Source organism: Streptomyces sp. NPDC028722 (assembly GCF_040637655.1).
Lineage (GTDB): Bacteria > Actinomycetota > Actinomycetes > Streptomycetales > Streptomycetaceae > Streptomyces.
In genome coordinates this window covers 382,329-399,586 of sequence record NZ_JBEZWU010000005.1, presented here as the reverse complement: position 1 = coordinate 399,586, position 17,258 = coordinate 382,329, and the positions used below count along the sequence as shown (strand labels likewise).

Below are 17,258 nucleotides of genomic sequence, written 5' to 3'. Positions count from 1 at the left end.
ACGCGGATGTACCGGACCGGGGACCGGGTGGTGCAGCGGCCCGACGGGCAGCTGGAGTTCATCGAGCGGCGCGACCACCAGGTCAAGATCCGTGGCAGGCGGGTGGAGACGGGCGAGATCGAGGCGGTCATCCGCAACCTGGACGCGGTCACGGACGCGGCAGTCGCCGTCCTGCCCGACGCGTCCGGCAACCCGCGCCTCGTCGGCTACCTCACCGGCCCCGGCCTCGACCCCGACCAGGTGCGCACGGAACTGGCCCGGCTGCTGCCGGCGTACATGATCCCCGTGTCCTGGCGGGTGCTGGAGGCGCTGCCGCTGACGCCCAACGGCAAGCTGGACCGCAAGGCGCTGCCCCAGCCGGCCCTGACCGGGCACGAGACCAAGCGGGCGGCGGGCGACGACCGCGAGCGGGCGCTGTGCGCGATCTTCGCCGAGGTGCTCGGTGTCACCGAGGTCGGCGTGGACGAGGACTTCTTCGCGCTCGGCGGGGACAGCATCCGGTCGATCCAGCTGGTCAGCCGGGCCCGCGCCGCCGGACTCGCCCTCACCACCCGCGACGTCTTCGAACGGCGCACCGTCACCGGCCTCGCCCGGGCCGCGGCCGAGGCATCCGCCGACGAGACCACCGCCGCTCCGGAGCCCGCCGACGCGCTCATCACCCTCTCCGCCGACGAACTCGCCGACCTGGAACTAGAGTTGAGTGAGGACCTGTCGTGACCGAAACCAGCACCGGGTCGAAAATCAGCGCGGTCCTGCCGCTCTCGCCGCTGCAACAGGGGCTGCTCTTCCTGTCCTCGTACGACCGTGCGGCGACCGACCACTACGTCCTCCAGTTCACCGCGGACATCGAGGGCGACGGCGCGGACCTGGAACACAGGCTCCGCGCCGCCTCCGCCGCGCTGCTGCGCCGCCACCCGAACCTGCGGGCCTGCTTCCGGCACCGCAAGAACGGCGAGCCGGTGCAGATCGTCCTGCGCGCGGACGACGTCGAACCCGACTGGGCCGTGCACGACCTCACCCACCTGCCCGCGGCGGACCGGACGGCCGCGGCGGACCGGCTCGCGGCGCAGGACCGGCGGCGCCGGATCGACCCGGCCCGGCCGCCGCTCATGCGGTTCGCCCTCGTCCGGCTCGGCGAGCGCAGCCACCGGTTGGTGTGGTCCGTGCACCACATCCTGGTCGACGGCTGGTCACTGCCCCTCGCGGTACGCGAACTGACCCTGCTCGCCGCGGAGCCGGGCGCCCCGGGCCGGGCGGACGCGACGGACGGAACGGCCACCGACACCGACCGTGATCCGCTGCCCGCGCCCGCACCGTTCGGCTCCTTCCTCGCCTGGCTGGGCACCCGCGACAAGACCGCGGCACGGGGCGCCTGGGCCGAGCTGTTGCGGGGGCTCGACGGTCCCGTCCGTGCCGCACCGGACGCCACCGGCACCGGGGAACCGCCCGCCGAGGCCGAGGCCGTGCTGTCGCGCGCGCACACCGCCGCGCTGCTCGGCTGGGGCCGGGACCAGGGGCTCACCCTCAACTCCGTCGTGCAGGGCTGCTGGGCGCTGCTGCTCGGCCGACTCACCGGCCGCGAGGACATCGTCTTCGGCGCCGTCACCTCCGGGCGGCCCGCCGAGGTCCCCGGCGTCGAGTCGATGATCGGGCTGTTCGCCAACACACTGCCCGTGCGGGCCGACGTGCGGCCGGAGCGGCCGGCGAGCGAACTGTTCCGGGAACTGGCCCGGCAGCAGGTCGCGATGATGCCGCACGAGCATCTGCCGCTGGCCGAGGTGCAGGCCGCCTGCGGCATCCAGGGGGAACTCTTCGACGCCGTCCTCGCCTTCCAGAACTACCCGCTCGACGAGGAGGAACTGCGCCGGCTCTCCGGCGGCACCGTCTCCGCCGCCCGGGTGCACGCGGCCACGCACTATCCCCTGCACCTCACCGTGCTGCCCGGCGACGGCCTGCGGCTGCGGCTGTCGTACCGGGCGTCGGCGCTGGGGGAGGGCCCCGGTGCCGCGCGGAGCCTGCTGGACCGGCTGGTGCGCATCCTCGGCGAGGTGGCCGGCACCCCGGACGCGCCCCTCGCCCACCTCGGCGCCCTCGACCCGGCCGAGGAACGCCGCATCCTCACCGAGTGGAGCGGCACCCCGCACCCCACGGACCCCGGCACGCACCCCCGGGACCTCCCCGGTCGGGGGAGCGAGGGCCGGCCAGGCACCCTTCCCGGTCTCTTCGCCGTGCAGGCCGCGCGTACGCCCGATGCCGTGGCCGTCACCGGACCCGGTGGGGTCCGTCTCACCTACCGTGAGCTGGACGAGCGGTCCGACCGGCTGGCCGGGGTGGTCGCCGGGCACGGTGCCGGGCCGGAGTGCCTCGTGGCCGTCGCCCTGCCCCGCGGCGTCGAACTGATCGTCGCCGTCCTCGCCGTGCTCAAGGCCGGCGCCGCCTATCTGCCGCTGGAACCCGCGCACCCGGCCGAGCGCCTCGCCCACACCCTGCGGGACGCCCGCCCCACGCTGCTGCTGACCACCACGGACGCCCGGCTGCCCGCCCCGGAGGCGGACCACCCCGGCCCCCTCCGCATCGACCTCGACACGGACGCCGTCGACGCCGCGCCACCCCCGGCCCCCCGGCCCGCCCTCACCCCCGACCATCCCGCCTACGTCATCTACACCTCCGGTTCCACCGGCCGGCCCAAGGGCGTCGTCGTCCCGCACCGCAATGTCGTGCGGCTGCTGGACCGTACCGACCGGTGGTTCCGTTTCGGCCCGGACGACGTGTGGACCCTCTTCCACTCCATCGCCTTCGACTTCACCGTGTGGGAGCTGTGGGGCGCGCTGCTGTACGGCGGGCGCCTGGTCGTCGTCCCGCACGACGTCACCCGCTCACCGGACGCCTTCCTGGACCTGTTGGCGGTCGAGCGGGTCACCGTGCTGAACCAGACGCCGTCCGCCTTCTACCAGCTGATGCGTGCCGACGCCGACCGCCCGCGCGAACTGGCGCTGCGGCACGTGGTGTTCGGCGGCGAGGCGCTGGACATCGGCCGGCTCACCGACTGGTACGCCCGGCATCCGCACACCCCGCGCCTGGTCAACATGTACGGCATCACGGAGACCACCGTGCACGTGTCGTACCAGGAACTGGACCGGGACCTGGCCGCGGCCGGCGGGGGCAGTGCCATCGGGCGGGCGATACCCGACCTGCGGGTGTACGTCCTGGACTGCGCGCTGCGGCCGGTGCCGGCCGGGGTGCCGGGCGAGCTGTACGTGGCCGGGCCCGGCCTGGCCCGCGGCTACCTGGGCCGGGCCGCGCTGACCGCCGGACGGTTCGTGGCCTGCCCGTACGGGGCGCCCGGCGAGCGGATGTACCGCACCGGCGACCTCGCCCGCCGGCGGCCGGACGGCACGCTCCTCTACCTCGGCCGGGCCGACGAACAGGTCCAGCTGCGCGGCTTCCGCATCGAACTCGGGGAGATCGCCACCGTCCTCGGCCGGCACCCACGGCTCGCCGAGGTGGCCGTGGTGGCCCGCGAGGACCGGCCCGGCGACCAGCGCCTGGTCGCCTACGTCGTCCCGCACGAACCGCACGCCGTCCCGCACGGACCGGACGGCGGCCCGCGTGACCCGCACGCCGTCCCGCATGACCGGGACCGCGGTGCCTCCGACCGTGAACTGGCCGCCGAAGTGAGGGCGTTCGCCGCCGAGCGGCTGCCCGAACACATGGTGCCCGCCGCCGTCGTACGGCTGCCCGCCCTCCCCCTGACCGCCAACGGCAAGCTCGACCGGCGGGCCCTGCCCGCACCCGCGTACACCACCTCCGCCCGTGCCCCGCGCACCCGCGAGGAGGGCGCCCTGTGCGCGGTGTTCGCCGCGGTCCTCGGACTCGAACGCATCGGCGCGGACGACGACTTCTTCGCCCTCGGCGGGCACTCGCTGCTCGCCACCCGCATCGTCAACCGGGTCCGTGCCGAACTCGGCGCGGAACTGGAGGTCCGCGACCTGTTCGAGGCGCCCAGCCCGGCCGCGCTCGCCGGCCGGCTGCGCGCCGCCGCGCCGGACCGGCCCGCGCTGACCGCCCGGCCGCGCCCGGCGGTCGTCCCCCTGTCGTACGCCCAGCAGCGGCTGTGGTTCGTCGAGCGGCTCGGCGCCCCCGGCGGCCTCTACGCCATCCCCCTCGCGGTCCGGCTCACCGGCCCGCTCGACGTCCCCGCGCTCCACACGGCACTGCACGACCTCGTCGCCCGCCACGAGGCACTGCGGACCGTGTTCCCGGCGCGCACCGACCCCGGTGCCGGGGCCACCCCCGTTCCCGGCACCGGTCCGGCGGGAGGCGTCGGACCGGCCGAGCAGCGCGTGCTCGCGCCGGCCGACGCCGTCCTGCCCCTGCCCGCCGACCACGTCACCGAGGCCGGGCTGCCCACGGCCCTGGCCGCGGAGGCGGCCCGCGGTTTCGACCTGGAGACCGAGATCCCCCTGCGGGCCCGGCTGTTCACGCTCGGCCCCGGCGAACACGTCCTGCTGCTCGTCCTGCACCACATCGCCGGCGACCGCTGGTCCCTCACCCCGCTGGTCCGGGACCTGACGGCCGCCTACGCGGCCCGCAGCGCCGGCCACGCGCCCGCGCCGGCGCCGCTGCCGGTGACGTACACCGATTTCACCCTCTGGCAGCGCGACCTCCTCGGAGCCGAGAACCGGCCGCACAGCGAACTCGCCCGCCAGCTGGCGTACTGGACGGCGGCCCTCGACGGGCTGCCCGAGGAACTGGCGCTGCCCCGGGACCACCCGCGCGGCGCCCGCACCAGCCACCGGGGCGGCACCGTGCGCGCCACCCTGCCCGAGCGGCTCGCCACCGAGCTGCGGCGGCGCGCCGCCGAGTGGAACGCCAGCCCGTTCATGGTGCTCCAGGCGGCCTTGGCCGCCCTGCTCACCCGGCTCGGCGCGGGCACCGACATCCCGCTCGGCACCCCCGTGGCGGGCCGCGGCGACGAACGCCTCCACGACGTCGTCGGCATGTTCGTCAACACCCTCGTGCTGCGCACCGACACCTCCGGCGACCCCGGCCTGCGGGACCTCGTGGACCGGGTGCGCGAGCGGGACCTGGCCGCCTACCGGCACCAGGACGTGCCGTTCGAGAAGCTGGTGGAGGTCCTCGCCCCGGAGCGCTCGATGGCCCGGCACCCCCTGTTCCAGGTGATGTTCGCCCTCCAGCAGGAGACGCCCGCCCTGACCGCCGGCCCCGCCGGCCCCGCCGGGCTCACCGTACGGCCCGAGGAAGTGCCGTCGGCCACCGCCAAATGGGACCTGTTCTTCCAGTTCTCCGAGGCGGGCCCGGACGTGGAACTGGCCCTGGAGTACAGCGCCGACCTGTTCGCGTCCGGCACCGCCCGGCGCATCGCCGACGCCTGTGTCCGGCTGCTCGGCGCCGCCCTGGCCGACCCCGAGCGCCCGCTGTCCCGGCTGGACCTGCTCGGCGCCGACGAGCGGGACGCACTGCTGGCCCGCGGCACCCGCCGCACCGGCACCCCGGCCACCACGGTCACCGACCTCGCGGCCCGGCGGGCCGCCGCCGCCCCGGACGCCGTCGCCCTGGTCCACCGGGACGCGGCAGGCCACCTCATCCGCACCAGCCACGGCGAGCTGCACCGCGCCGCCGGCCGGCTGGCCCACCTGCTGGCCGCGCGCGGCGTCGGCCGCGGCGACCTGGTCGCGCTGTGCCTGGAACGCGGCCCGGCCACCGTGACCGCGCTGCTCGCCATCGCCCAGGCCGGCGCCGCCTACCTGCCCCTGGACCCGGCCTACCCGGCCGCCCGGATGCGGGACATGCTCGCCGACGCCGGGGCCCGGCTGCTGCTCACCCAGGACTCCCTCGCCGCCCGCTGCGCCGAGGCGGCGGGCCCCGGCACCGAGCCGCTCGTGCTGGACGCCCCCGCCACCGGGGAGGCCCTGGCCGCGCTGCCCGCTCACGCGCCGGACGTGCCCGCGCCCCGCCCCGACGACCTCCTCTACGTCATCTACACCTCCGGTTCCACCGGCCGCCCCAAGGGCGTCGCCGTCTCCCACCGGGCCGCCGTACGCCTCGTGCACGGGCTGCCCGAGCTGGAGTTCACCGCCGACGACACGTTCCTGTACTTCGCGCCGGTGGCGTTCGACGCGTCCACCTTCGAGATCTGGGCGCCGCTCGTGCACGGCGCCCGGCTCGCCGTGTGCCCGCCGGGGCCGGCCGACCCCGAGGCGCTCGGCGTGTTCCTGCGGGAGGCCGGGGTGAGCGTCGCCTTCCTCACCACCCAGTTCGTCAACGCCGTCGCCGACACCCGGCCGGGCGCCCTGGCCCCGCTGCGGGCCCTGCTCACCGGCGGCGAGGCACACTCCCGGGACCACCTCGACCGGCTGCGGGCCGCCCTGCCGGACACCACCGTGCACAACGTGTACGGCCCGACCGAGACCACCACGTTCGCCACCCTCCAGGACACCGCGGACGCCATCGACGCCCCGGCGGGCGTGCCCATCGGCCTGCCCGTCGGCGACACCTGCGCCTACGTCCTCGACGAGACGCTGCGACCGGTGCCGCAGGGCGTGGTCGGCGAGCTGTACCTGGCCGGACCCGGCCTGGCCCGCGGCTACCTGGGCCGGCCCGCCCTGACCGCCGAGCGGTTCACCGCCTGCCCGTACGGGGAGCCCGGCGCGCGCATGTACCGCACCGGCGACCTGGTGCGCTGGGACGTCCGCGGCCGGCTCGACTACGTCGGCCGCGCCGACCAGCAGGTGAAGATCCGCGGCTACCGCATCGAACCCGGCGAGATCGAACGCCGCCTCACGGCCCACCCGGCGGTCGCCCGGGCCGCCGTCGTCGCCGCCGCCGACCCCGGCGACCGTGCCGACCCGGCCGGCCGGCGGCAACTGGTCGCCTACGTCGTCCCTGCACCCGGCGGCCCCGCCCCCGGGCCGGAGGAACTGCGCCGGCACCTGTCGCGGTCGCTGCCCCCGTACATGGTGCCGGGCGCGTACGTGCCGCTGCCGGACCTGCCGACGACCGTCAACGGCAAGCTCGACGTGGCCGCCCTGCCGCCCGCCCCGGCCCGGCCCGCCGGCCCCGCCGCCCGTGCGCCCCGTACCGACGCCGAACGGCGGCTGTGCGCGGCCGTCACCGAGGTGCTCGGCGTGCCGGCCGGCCCCGACGACGCGTTCTTCGCGCTCGGCGGGGACAGCCTGAAGGCGATCCGGCTGGTCAACGCCGCCGCCCGGGCCGGGCTGCGGATCGGCCTCGCCGCCGTCTTCGAACACCGCACGCTGGAGGCGCTGGCCGCGAGCGCCGCCGCCGACGGTGGCACCGTCGACCTGCTCGGACCTGTGCTGCCCCTGCGCACCACCGGCAGCCGGCCGCCGCTGTTCTGCGTGCACGGCGGGCTCGGCTTCGGCATCCCGTTCGCGGCGCTCACCGAACACCTCGACCCCGGCCAACCCGTGTACGCCCTCCAGGCCCGCGGCCTCGCCGGCACCGGCCCGCTGCCCGGGACCGTCACCGAGGTCGCGGCCGACTACCTGACCCGGATCAGGGCCGTCCAGCCGCACGGCCCGTACCACCTGCTGGGCTGGTCCTACGGCGGCATCGTCGCCCACGAGATCGCGGTCCTGCTGCACACGGCCGGCGAGGAGGTCGCCTACCTCGCCAACCTCGACGCCTACCCCGACGACGGCCGCGGCGCCCACCCCACCGACGCGGAGTTCCTCGCCGACTTCCTCACCGAGGCCGGTGCCGACGCAACCGGCCCGGACCGGCTCGACCCGCCGGCCGTCGCCGCCCACCTCCGGCGCACCGGCGGTCCGCTCGCCGGCCTCGGCCGGGCCACCCTGGAACGGCTGCTCGCCGTCATGCGCAACCACCTCGACCTGGTCCAGCGGCACACCCCGAGCCGCTTCGACGGCTGCCCGGTGACGCTGTTCCTGGCCGCCGACGGGCTCACCGGGGAGGAACGCGCCCTGAAAGCCAAGAGCTGGGAGCCGTACCTGGGCCGGCCCGCCGAGCTCCACGAAGTGCCCTGCGGCCACCAGCAGATGCTGCGGCCCGCACCGGCCGCGCTCATCGGCGCCGCCGTGGAACACCGGCTGCGCGCCCTGGCCGCCGCCCGCTGACCCGCTACCGCAGACCGTCCCACCCACCGTCCGAGATCTGGAGACCCGCCATGGCCAATCCCTTCGACAACGAAGACGGCACCTTCCTCGTCCTCGTCAACGACGAGGGGCAGCACTCCCTGTGGCCGTCCTTCGCCGCGGTGCCCGACGGCTGGCGCGTGGCCCTGGACGCCACCGACCGCGCCACCGCCGTCGCCCACGTGGAGAACCACTGGACCGACATGCGCCCGCTCAGCCTCCAGCGGCAGGCGGACTGACCGTGGCCGTGTCCGACACCGCGATCCTCGCCGAGGGCCTCAGCAGGACCTACCGCTCCCACACCGCGCTGCACGGCATCGACCTGGCGGTGCCGGCCGGCACCGTGCTGGGGGTCCTCGGACCCAACGGCGCGGGCAAGACCACCACCGTCCGCATCCTCGCCACCCTGGACCAGCCGTCCGGCGGGCGGGCCGTCGTCGCCGGGTACGACGTGCAGCGCCAGGGCCGCGAGGTGCGCCGCCGCATCGGCCTGGCCGGACAGTACGCCGCCGTCGACGAACTCCTCACCGGGCGGGAGAACCTCGTCCTGCTGGCCCGGCTGCTGAGGTTCGGGCGGCGCGGCGCCGTCCGCCGGGCCGCCGAACTGCTGGACCGGTTCGAGCTGACCGAGGCCGCCGACCGGCCCGCGGGCACCTACTCGGGCGGCATGCGCCGCCGGCTCGACCTGGCCACCTGCGTCCTCGGCGACCCCGAGGTGCTGTTCCTGGACGAACCCACCACCGGCCTCGACCCGGCCAGCCGCAACGTCCTGTGGGACGTGGTCCGTGACCTGGCCGCCGGCGGCGTGACCATCCTGCTCACCACCCAGTACCTGGAGGAGGCCGACCAGCTCGCCGACCGCGTCGCCGTCATCGACGCCGGCCGGGTCATCGCCGAAGGCACCCCGGACGCCCTGAAACGGCAGGTCGGCACCGACCGGCTGGAGGTGACCGTGGCCCGCCCCGAGCACCTCGCCGACGCGGTCGCCGCACTGGCCGTGCTCGGCGGTCCGGCCCCCGTCACCGACGAGGCCGCCCGCCGGGTCTCCGTACAGCTCGGCACGGACGGCCTGGACGACCTGGCCCGCGCCGCGCAGGCCCTGCGCGACAAGGGTGTGCCCACCGTCGACTTCGAACTGCGCAAGCCCACGCTCGACGACGTCTTCTTCGACCTCACGGGCACGGGCCGGAAAGAGGAGCCCCAGTGACGGCCACGGCCACCACCCCGACCGCCACCGAACGGCCGGCCGCCCGCCCCGGGCCGGCCGGTCCCGTCCGCGGCCACCTCGGCGACACGCTCGCCCTGGCCGGCCGCCACCTGACCCACCTGCGCCGCTCACCGGGCCGGCTGGTGCTGGTCACCATGAACCCGCTGGTGATGCTGGTCGCCGTCGGCTATCTGTTCCGCAGCTCCATGCACATCCCCGGCGGCGTCGCCTACGAGGACTTCATCATGGCCGGCATCGCCATCCAGGTCGGCCTGACCGGCGTCGGCCCCACCGCCATCGGGGTCGCCCTGGACCTGCGGCACGGACTGGTCGACCGGTTCCGTTCCCTGCCGATCGCCCCGTCGTCCGTGCTCCTCGGCCGCACCCTGTCCGACCTGCTCGTCGGCGCGGTCAGCCTGACCGCGGTCAGCCTCGTCGGACTGGGCGTGGGCTGGCGTCCGCACGAGGGCGTGCTGCGCACCGCCGCCGGCTTCGGCGTGCTGCTCGCCTTCGTGTACGTGATGACGTGGGTCGGCATCCTGCTCGGCACCACCCAGCGCAACATCGAGGCCATCGACGGCACCGGCGCCCTGGTGCTCGTCATCCTCAGCTTCCTGTCCAACGCCTACGTGCCCGTCAGCGGCCTGCCCGGCTGGCTGCGCCCCGTCGCCGAGTGGAACCCGGTCACCTCGGTCGTCACCACCTGCCGGCAGCTGTGGGGCAACGACCCCGGGGTGGCGGCCACCGGAGGCTTCCCCGGGCATCACCCGGGCCTGGTGACCGCCGTGACACTGACGGCGCTGCTGCTGGCCGCGGTGTGGGGCAGCGTCCGCGGATTCCGCCGCGCGGGCAGCCGCTGACACCGGCGCATCCCTCGGGCAACCGCCGTCAGCGGTCCGTCAGTTGGCGGTCACTGGGCAGTCATCGGCGCTGACTAGGTTTCTGACCGAGCCGCCTGGCTGCCCCTTCTTCCCGCGCAGCCGCACCGCTCTCGCGCACCGCTTCTCCCGCCTTCTTCCCGCCTCACCGACCGGCAATCCGAAAACGGAGGACCGAGCCATGACCACGGCCGCTCCCGAGCGCCTCACCCGTATCCGGGAAATCATCGCCGAGAACATCGACGTCGACCCCGGGCGTCTTTCCGACACGGCGCTCTTCATCGACGAACTCGGCGCCGACTCCCTGAAGCTCATCGACGTCCTCAGCGCGCTGGAGATGGAGTACTCCATCGTCATCGACATGAACGAACTGCCGAACATGGTCAACGTCGAGGCCACCTACCGGGTCGCCGCCGCAGCCGCCGGCTGGTGACGCCCATGTCCACAGAGCAGTGCACGGACCGGACCGGCCACCGGCGGGTCGTCGTCACCGGCTTCGGCGTGATCTCCAGCATCGGCACCGGTGTCGAGGAGTACACCGCGGGCCTGCGGGCCGGCCGGTCCGGCGCCCGGCCGATCACCCGCTTCGACACCGAGGGCTTCGGGCAGAACACCGCCTGCGAGGTCCCCGACTTCGAGCCGGAGCGCTGGATCCGCAACCTGCCGCTCGACCACGTGGGCCGCGCCGGCCGGTTCGCCGTCGCCGCGGCCCGCATGGCCGTCGAGGACGCCGGACTGGACGAGGCCGCCCTCGCCGACCGGGCCGCCGTCATCACCGTCGGCACCACCGACGGCGAGTCCCACGACATCGCCGTCCTGCTGGAACAGGAACTGGCCGCCGGTGACCCCGAGGCGATGGACCCGGTCCGCGCCCGCCGCGTGTACGCCGGCCGGCTGTCCACCGCGATCGCCCGGGAACTGCGCATGCCGAACGTGGAGGCGACCACCGTCACCACCGCCTGCGCCGCCGGTAACTACTCGATCGGCTACGGCCTGGACGCCATCCGCTCCGGCGAGGTCGACCTGGCGCTGTGCGGCGGCGCGGACGCCGTCAACCGCAAGGCGTTCGCCCTGTTCAAACGGTTCGGGGCGCTCAGCCCGGACGTGGTGCGCCCCTTCGACAAGGACCGCACGGGCATCCTCACCGGCGAGGGCGCCGGCATCCTCGTCATGGAGAGCCTGGAGTCGGCCCTGGCCCGCGGCGCGCACATCTACGCCGAGGTCCTCGGCTACGGCCTCAGCTGCGACGCCGCCCACCCCACCGCACCCAACCGGGAGGGCATCGCCCGGGGCATCCGGCTGGCCCTGGACGACGCGGGTGTCAAGGAGCGGGAGGTCGACTTCATCTCCGCGCACGGCACCGGCACCCGGGCCAACGACAGCACCGAGACAGCGGCCATCCTCGACGTGTACGGGGACGCCCCGCCGCGCACGGTCGCCGTGAAGTCGATGCTGGGCCACTCGATGGGAGCCGCCAGCGCGCTCGGCGCGATCGCCTGCGGCCTCGCCATCGAGCACGGGTTCATCCCGCCCACCATCAACCACCGCGAGACCGACCCGGAGTGCCCCCTCGACGTCGTACCCAACAAGGCGGTCGAGGCGGACGTACGGATCGTGCAGAACAACTCGAGTGCCTTCGCCGGCAACAACGCCGTGCTGATCCTGGGCACCTACGGGGAGAAGGTACGGCCATGAGCAACGCAACTGCCGTCCCGCGGGCCGCGCTGCCCCCGGACACGCCCGTCATCACCGGCTGGTCGGCGGTGTCACCGTACGGCGTGGGCCGTGCCGCGTTCGCCGCCGGCGTGCGAGCCGGAGCGAAGACGGCGGTGAAGGCGGACGCCGCTCTCGGCACCCTGCCGTCACCGGACGTCTGCACCGTGCCCGGCTTCGACGTCCAGGAGCTGCTCGGCAAGCGCGGCACCGCCAAGATGGACCGGCTCACCGCGCTCGCGCTGGTCACCTCCGACGGGCTGCTGCGCGACGCCGACGGCACGCCGGCGGTCCCCACCGACGACCGCACCGGCGTCGTCCTCGGCATCACCATGGGCAGCCTGGAGAACGTCACCGACTTCCTGCGCCAGTCCTACACCAACGAGCGGCCCTTCTACGTCGACGCCGGCCGCATCCCGTTCGGCAGCCTCAACCACGCCGCCGGCGCCTGCGCCATCCGGCACGGACTGAAGGGCCCCAACACCACCGTCGCCGGCGGCCGGGCCGCCGGACTGCTCGCCCTGAACTACGCCCGCCGGCTGCTCGGGCAGGGCCGGGCCACCAAGTACGTGGCCGGGTCGGCGGAGGAGTTCTCCGCCGCGCACGCCTGGTACGAGGCGACCGCCGCCCAACCCGGCGACCCGGCGCCGCTGCTCGGCGAGGGCTGCGGACTGTTCCTCGTCGAGCCCGCCGGCCGCGCCGCACAACCGCCGCTGGCGGCCGTCCTGGGCATCGAGACCCGCGTCGACATCGACGACGACCCGTTCGCCGCGGTCGGCGCCTGCGCCCGCCGCGCCCTGGACCGGGCCGGGGTCGGCGCCGACGAGGTCTGGGCGGCCGTACCCTGTGCGGCGCCGAGCGCCGCCGGCCGCGCCGAGCACGAGGCGCTCGCCGCGCTGGTGCCCGCCGAGGCACTGGGCCGGGTGCCGTCCATGGAACTGCTCGGCGACGCCGGCGCCGCCACCGCGTCCTTCCAGATCGCCGCGGTGCTCTCCGTCGCCGGGGCCGAACCGGCGGCCCGGGGCCGGATCGCGCTGGTGACGGCCGTGGACCGGGACGGTGCCGTGGCCGCGGCCGTGCTGCGACTGCTCGGGGAGGACGCGTGATCGCCCTGGTCAGCGGCGGTTCCCGGGGCATCGGACGGGCCGTCGTCCTGCGGCTCGCGCAGGACGGGCACGACGTGTCGTTCTGCTACCGCTCCCGGCAGGACGCCGCCGAGGAACTCGCCAAGGAAGCCGCCGAGGCGGGCACCCGGGTGCTCGCCGTGCGCTGCGACGTGGCCGACCCGGCGGACGTACGCGAGTGGTACACCCGCACCGAACGCGAACTCGGTCCCGTCGACGCCGTCGTCACCTCCGCGGGCATCACCCGCGACCGGCCGCTGGTGCTGATGGGCCAGGACGACTGGGACGGGGTGCTGCGCACCAACCTCGACGGCGTCTACCACGTGTGCCGGTCCGCCGCGTTCTCCATGAGCAAACGCCGCACCGGCGTCATCGTCAACCTGTCCTCCGTGGCGGGCATCCACGGCAACACCGGCCAGGCCAACTACGCCGCGTCCAAGGCCGGGATCATCGGTTTCACCAAGTCACTCGCCCGGGAACTGGGCCCGCGGGGCGTGCGCGCCAACGTCGTCGCCCCCGGCCTGATCGAGACCGACATGGTCGGCGGCATGCCGGAGGCGGCCCGCGAACGTCAGCTCAAGAGCGTGCCGCTGGGCCGGCTCGGCCGCGCCGAGGAGGTGGCCGACCTGGTGTCGTTCCTGGTGTCCGACCGGGCCGCCTACATCACGGGGTCGGTCGTGGAGATCCACGGGGGCGGCGTCTTCTGATGGGGGAGCAGATGCGGGGCACGGGGGCGGGGGCGGCGGAGCAGCGCTACGACGCCGTGGTGGTCGGCAGCGGGGTCGGCGGCCTGGTGACGGCCGGCTATCTGGCCGCCGACGGCCGCCGGGTCCTCGTCCTGGAACAGCACGACGTGGCGGGCGGCAACGCCCACGTCTTCCGGCGCCGGCGCCGGTACGAGTTCGACGTCGGCACGCACTACCTCGGCGACTGCGGCCCGGACGGCCTGCTGCCCGCCGTCCTGTCCGGGCTGGGCGTCGCCGACCGGGTGCGGTTCCGGCCGCTGGACAACGAGGGCGGCTTCGACCGGATCATCACGCCCACCGCACAGGTCGACGTACCGGCCGGCTGGGACCGCTACCGGGACCGCCTCGCCGCGGCCCTGCCCGCCGAGGCCGACGCCGTGCACCGCTTCGTCGACCTCGCCACGGCCGTGGCCGGCGCCGGCCGGGCCAGCCTGCTCGGCACCCCGATGGTCGAGCTGTTCCGCCGGTCGCCGCAGACCATGCGCTGGAACCGGCGCACGCTGGGCCAGGCCCTGGACCACTGCGGGCTGTCCGCCCGGGGCCGCACCCTGCTCGCCGCGCAGGCCGGCAACTACGGCGCCATGCCGGACCACGTCGGGCTCGCCGAACACGTCACGATGATGGACCACTACCTGCGCGGCGCCTACTACCCCGAGGGCGGCGGCCAGGCCCTCGTCGCCGCGTTCGTGGAGGCCCTGGAGGCGTACGGCGGCGAGCTGCGCACCCGCTGCCAGGTACGGCGCATCCTGGTGGGCGAAGGCCGTGCCACCGGCGTCGAACTCACCGACGGCACCCGGATCCTGGCCCCGCTGGTGGTGTCCAACGCCGACTACCGCAGCACCGTCCTCGACCTGTGCGGCGGCGAGGAGACCTTCCCCGCCGACCTGGTCGCCCGGACCCGCGCGGCCACCATGCGGGACGCGGTCGTCGCCGTCTACGTCGCCCTCGACACCGAGCTGCCCGGCCTGCCCAACGCCAACATCTGGTGGCACGCCACCGACGACATGGAGGGCGCGCACGCCGCGATGCTGGAGCACCACGCCCGCACCGGCACCCTGGACCGCATCCCCCAGCTCGCCTTCTCCTTCGCCTCCGTGAAGGACGCCGGCTCGCCCGCGGTGTGCCCGCCGGGCCACAGCAACTTCCAGCTGATGACGATCCTGCCGTCGGGGGACGGGTTCTGGGGCACCGGCGGCGGCCCCCTCGCGGGCGAGCCGTACCGCCGCCGTCCCGCCTACCTGGCCCGCAAGCGGGAGGTCACCGAGCTGGTCCTGGACGCCGCCGAACAGGTCCTCGGCCCCTTCCGGGACCGCGTCACCCATGTCGAGACGTCCACCCCGCTCACCAACGAGCGTTACATCCGCGCCAGCGGCGGCACCCCGTACGGCATGGCCACCTGGGGCCCGGGGCGGCAGCGGCCCGACGTGCGCACCGACGTCGAGGGGCTGTACGTGGTCGGGCAGAACACCCGGCACGGCAGCGGCATGGCCGGGGTCGCGGCCGGCGGCATGGCCGCGGTCTCCCACATCCTGGGCCGGCCGCTGCTCCCGGAGGTGTTCGCCGGCGCGGTACTCGGCGACCCGGCCCGGCTGCCCCGGCGCGAGGCCGGCTGGGACCCGCTGCGGGTGTCGCGGGGCCGGGCCCGACAGCAGGCCAAGGGCCTGGCCCGCATCGGCTGACCGGCCGCCGCCGGTTCGGCTCGCACCGGTCCCCCCGGGCCGGCGCCGCCGGCTCGCCCTCCCGGCCGTCGGCCGGTTCCGGCCGGCCTCCATCCTCCCGAACTCGTATCGGAGCAGTGTTCCCATGACCTCACAGGTGTCCCAGGTCCCGTCCTTCTCCGTGATCTCCGGTGCCCAGGTGCACCAGGTGCTCGACGGCGCCGAGGAGGAGGTCGTCTCCACGGTCGAGGCCGCCTACCGGCTGCACGGCGAGGCGCGGACCGTCAACCCCGACTCGTACTTCCTGCGCTTCCCGGACCGGCCGTCCTCCCGGATCATCGCGCTGCCCGCCTCGGTGGGCGGCGACGTCGACGTGCACGGCATCAAGTGGATCTCCAGCTTCCCGGAGAACGTGGCCGGTGGCCTGCCCCGGGCCTCGGCCGTCCTCGTCCTCAACGACGCGGACAACGGCTACCCGTTCGCCTGCCTGGAGTCCTCGATCATCAGCGCCGCGCGCACCGCCGCCTCCGCGGCCCTCGCCGCCGACCGGATCAGCCGGGCCCGCGGCACCCGGCCCACCCGGGTCGGCTTCATCGGCACCGGCCTGATCGCCCGCTACCTGCACACCTACCTGGCGGCCACCGGATTCGCCTTCGACGCCCTGGGCGTGCACGACCTGTCCGCGGAGCACGCCGAGGGCTTCACCGGGTACCTGCGGCGTGCGGCCGGCGACGCGGCGCGGATCACCGTGTACGACAAGCCCGAGGACCTGATCCGCTCCAGCGACCTCGTCGTCTTCGCCACCGTCGCGGGCGAGCCGCACGTGACCGACCCCGGCTGGTTCACGCACAACCCGCTGGTGCTGCACGTGTCGCTGCGCGACCTGGCCCCGGAGGTCGTCCTGGCCGCGTGGAACGCGGTCGACGACATCGACCACTGCCTGAAGGCCGGCACCTCGCCCCACCTGGCCGAACAGCTCACCGGCAACCGGGACTTCCTCGCCGGGACCCTGTACGACGTGCTGACCGGCGCGATCACCCCGCCCGCCGACCGGCCGGTGGTCTTCTCACCGTTCGGGCTCGGCGTGCTCGACCTGGCGGTGGCCAAGTACGTCTACGACCGGATCCGCGACACCGGCGAACTGCACACCGTGCCCGGCTTCTTCCACGAGCTGAAGCGCTACGGCTGACCCCGTGCGCGCCGGAGCCCGCCCGCCCCGGCGCGCACTGACGAACGGATGACGGCCCGCTGACCGAACGGCCGCGCGACGGGCGACCGCCTTGTCCGCCCCTCCGGCAGCCGCACAGAATCGACGCCATGAGATCTTTCGCCACTCTGGACGAGTTCTCCGCCGCCGTCGGCGAACACCTCGGCCACAGCCCGTGGTCGCGGGTCACCCAGGAGCAGGTGGACCAGTTCGCGGGCGCGACCGGCGACCTCCAATGGATCCACACCGATCCGGAGCGCGCGGCGACCGGCCCGTTCGGCGGAACCATCCTGCACGGCTATATGACCCTGGCCCTGCTGCCCACCATGATGCGTGCCATCTTCGACATCGAGAAGATCGAGATGGGCGTCAACTTCGGCCTGGACAAGGTGCGTTTCCCGCACCCGGTGCCGGTCGGCTCCCGGGTGCGGGGCGGCGCGAAGCTCACCGGGGTGCGGGAGACGCCCGTCGGCCATCTGGCCGCCGTCCGCATGACGGTGGAGGTCGAGGGGCAGCCCCGGGCCGCCTGCGTGGCCGACACGCTGTCGTTGTTCGTCGGCCCCTGACGGCCGCGGCCTCAAGAGGGG

At 75.0% G+C, this 17,258-nt stretch carries 12 protein-coding genes; all 12 read left to right on the top strand.

The genetic code is table 11. The features are described from left to right. On the top strand, positions 1-717 hold a 717-nt coding region (locus AB0F03_RS11490; protein ID WP_361989100.1), incomplete at its 5' end, for a phosphopantetheine-binding protein. Then, positions 714-8,120 carry an amino acid adenylation domain-containing protein gene (locus AB0F03_RS11485; RefSeq protein ID WP_361989097.1) on the top strand — a complete coding sequence of 2,469 codons (7,407 nt, stop codon included), beginning with the start codon at positions 714-716 and terminating at the stop codon, positions 8,118-8,120. The genes AB0F03_RS11490 and AB0F03_RS11485, both read left to right, overlap by 4 nt. A gap of 50 nt (positions 8,121-8,170) precedes the next feature. After that, a complete protein-coding gene (locus tag AB0F03_RS11480) occupies positions 8,171-8,377 on the top strand; it encodes an MbtH family protein (protein ID WP_361989094.1) in 207 nt (68 codons plus the stop codon). An 8-nt stretch (positions 8,378-8,385) separates the two neighbouring features. Beyond that, positions 8,386-9,345 carry an ATP-binding cassette domain-containing protein gene (locus tag AB0F03_RS11475; RefSeq protein ID WP_361989163.1) on the top strand — a complete coding sequence of 320 codons (960 nt, stop codon included), beginning with the start codon at positions 8,386-8,388 and terminating at the stop codon, positions 9,343-9,345. Further along, on the top strand, positions 9,342-10,205 hold the full coding sequence (locus tag AB0F03_RS11470) for an ABC transporter permease (RefSeq protein WP_361989091.1): 864 nt from the start codon (positions 9,342-9,344) through the stop codon (positions 10,203-10,205). The genes AB0F03_RS11475 and AB0F03_RS11470 overlap by 4 nt, the downstream gene beginning before the upstream one ends. A 199-nt stretch (positions 10,206-10,404) precedes the next feature. Continuing rightward, a complete protein-coding gene (locus tag AB0F03_RS11465; protein WP_361989088.1) occupies positions 10,405-10,656 on the top strand; it encodes an acyl carrier protein in 252 nt (83 codons plus the stop codon). A gap of 5 nt (positions 10,657-10,661) precedes the next feature. Next, positions 10,662-11,918, top strand: coding sequence for a beta-ketoacyl-[acyl-carrier-protein] synthase family protein (locus AB0F03_RS11460; RefSeq protein ID WP_361989086.1), 1,257 nt, complete (start codon positions 10,662-10,664; stop codon positions 11,916-11,918). Further along, positions 11,915-13,042, top strand: a complete 1,128-nt coding sequence (locus AB0F03_RS11455; RefSeq protein WP_361989083.1) for a beta-ketoacyl synthase N-terminal-like domain-containing protein — start codon at positions 11,915-11,917, stop codon at positions 13,040-13,042. The genes AB0F03_RS11460 and AB0F03_RS11455 overlap by 4 nt, the downstream gene beginning before the upstream one ends. Further along, positions 13,039-13,767 carry a 3-oxoacyl-[acyl-carrier-protein] reductase gene (gene fabG, locus AB0F03_RS11450; RefSeq protein ID WP_361989080.1) on the top strand — a complete coding sequence of 243 codons (729 nt, stop codon included), beginning with the start codon at positions 13,039-13,041 and terminating at the stop codon, positions 13,765-13,767. The genes AB0F03_RS11455 and fabG overlap by 4 nt, the downstream gene beginning before the upstream one ends. Further along, the gene (locus AB0F03_RS11445) at positions 13,767-15,485 is read left to right on the top strand and encodes an NAD(P)/FAD-dependent oxidoreductase (protein ID WP_361989077.1); all 1,719 of its coding nucleotides are present in this window, start codon (positions 13,767-13,769) and stop codon (positions 15,483-15,485) included. Before fabG ends, AB0F03_RS11445 begins: the two co-directional genes overlap by 1 nt. Before the next feature lie 124 nt (positions 15,486-15,609). Beyond that, positions 15,610-16,653: a 2,3-diaminopropionate biosynthesis protein SbnB gene (sbnB, locus tag AB0F03_RS11440; RefSeq protein ID WP_361989074.1), complete on the top strand. Its 1,044-nt coding sequence runs from the start codon at positions 15,610-15,612 to the stop codon at positions 16,651-16,653. A 128-nt stretch (positions 16,654-16,781) separates the two neighbouring features. Further along, positions 16,782-17,237, top strand: a complete 456-nt coding sequence (locus AB0F03_RS11435) for a MaoC family dehydratase (RefSeq protein ID WP_361989071.1) — start codon at positions 16,782-16,784, stop codon at positions 17,235-17,237. Positions 17,238-17,258: the final 21 nt, after the last annotated feature.

Coding starts and splice junctions, on each gene's coding strand:
- AB0F03_RS11480 (WP_361989094.1), top strand. CDS start 8,171: ATGGCCAATCCCTTCGACAACGAAGACGGCACCTTCCTCGTCCTCGTC.
- AB0F03_RS11465 (WP_361989088.1), top strand. CDS start 10,405: ATGACCACGGCCGCTCCCGAGCGCCTCACCCGTATCCGGGAAATCATC.
- AB0F03_RS11460 (WP_361989086.1), top strand. CDS start 10,662: ATGTCCACAGAGCAGTGCACGGACCGGACCGGCCACCGGCGGGTCGTC.
- AB0F03_RS11455 (WP_361989083.1), top strand. CDS start 11,915: ATGAGCAACGCAACTGCCGTCCCGCGGGCCGCGCTGCCCCCGGACACG.
- AB0F03_RS11445 (WP_361989077.1), top strand. CDS start 13,767: ATGGGGGAGCAGATGCGGGGCACGGGGGCGGGGGCGGCGGAGCAGCGC.
- sbnB (WP_361989074.1), top strand. CDS start 15,610: ATGACCTCACAGGTGTCCCAGGTCCCGTCCTTCTCCGTGATCTCCGGT.
- AB0F03_RS11435 (WP_361989071.1), top strand. CDS start 16,782: ATGAGATCTTTCGCCACTCTGGACGAGTTCTCCGCCGCCGTCGGCGAA.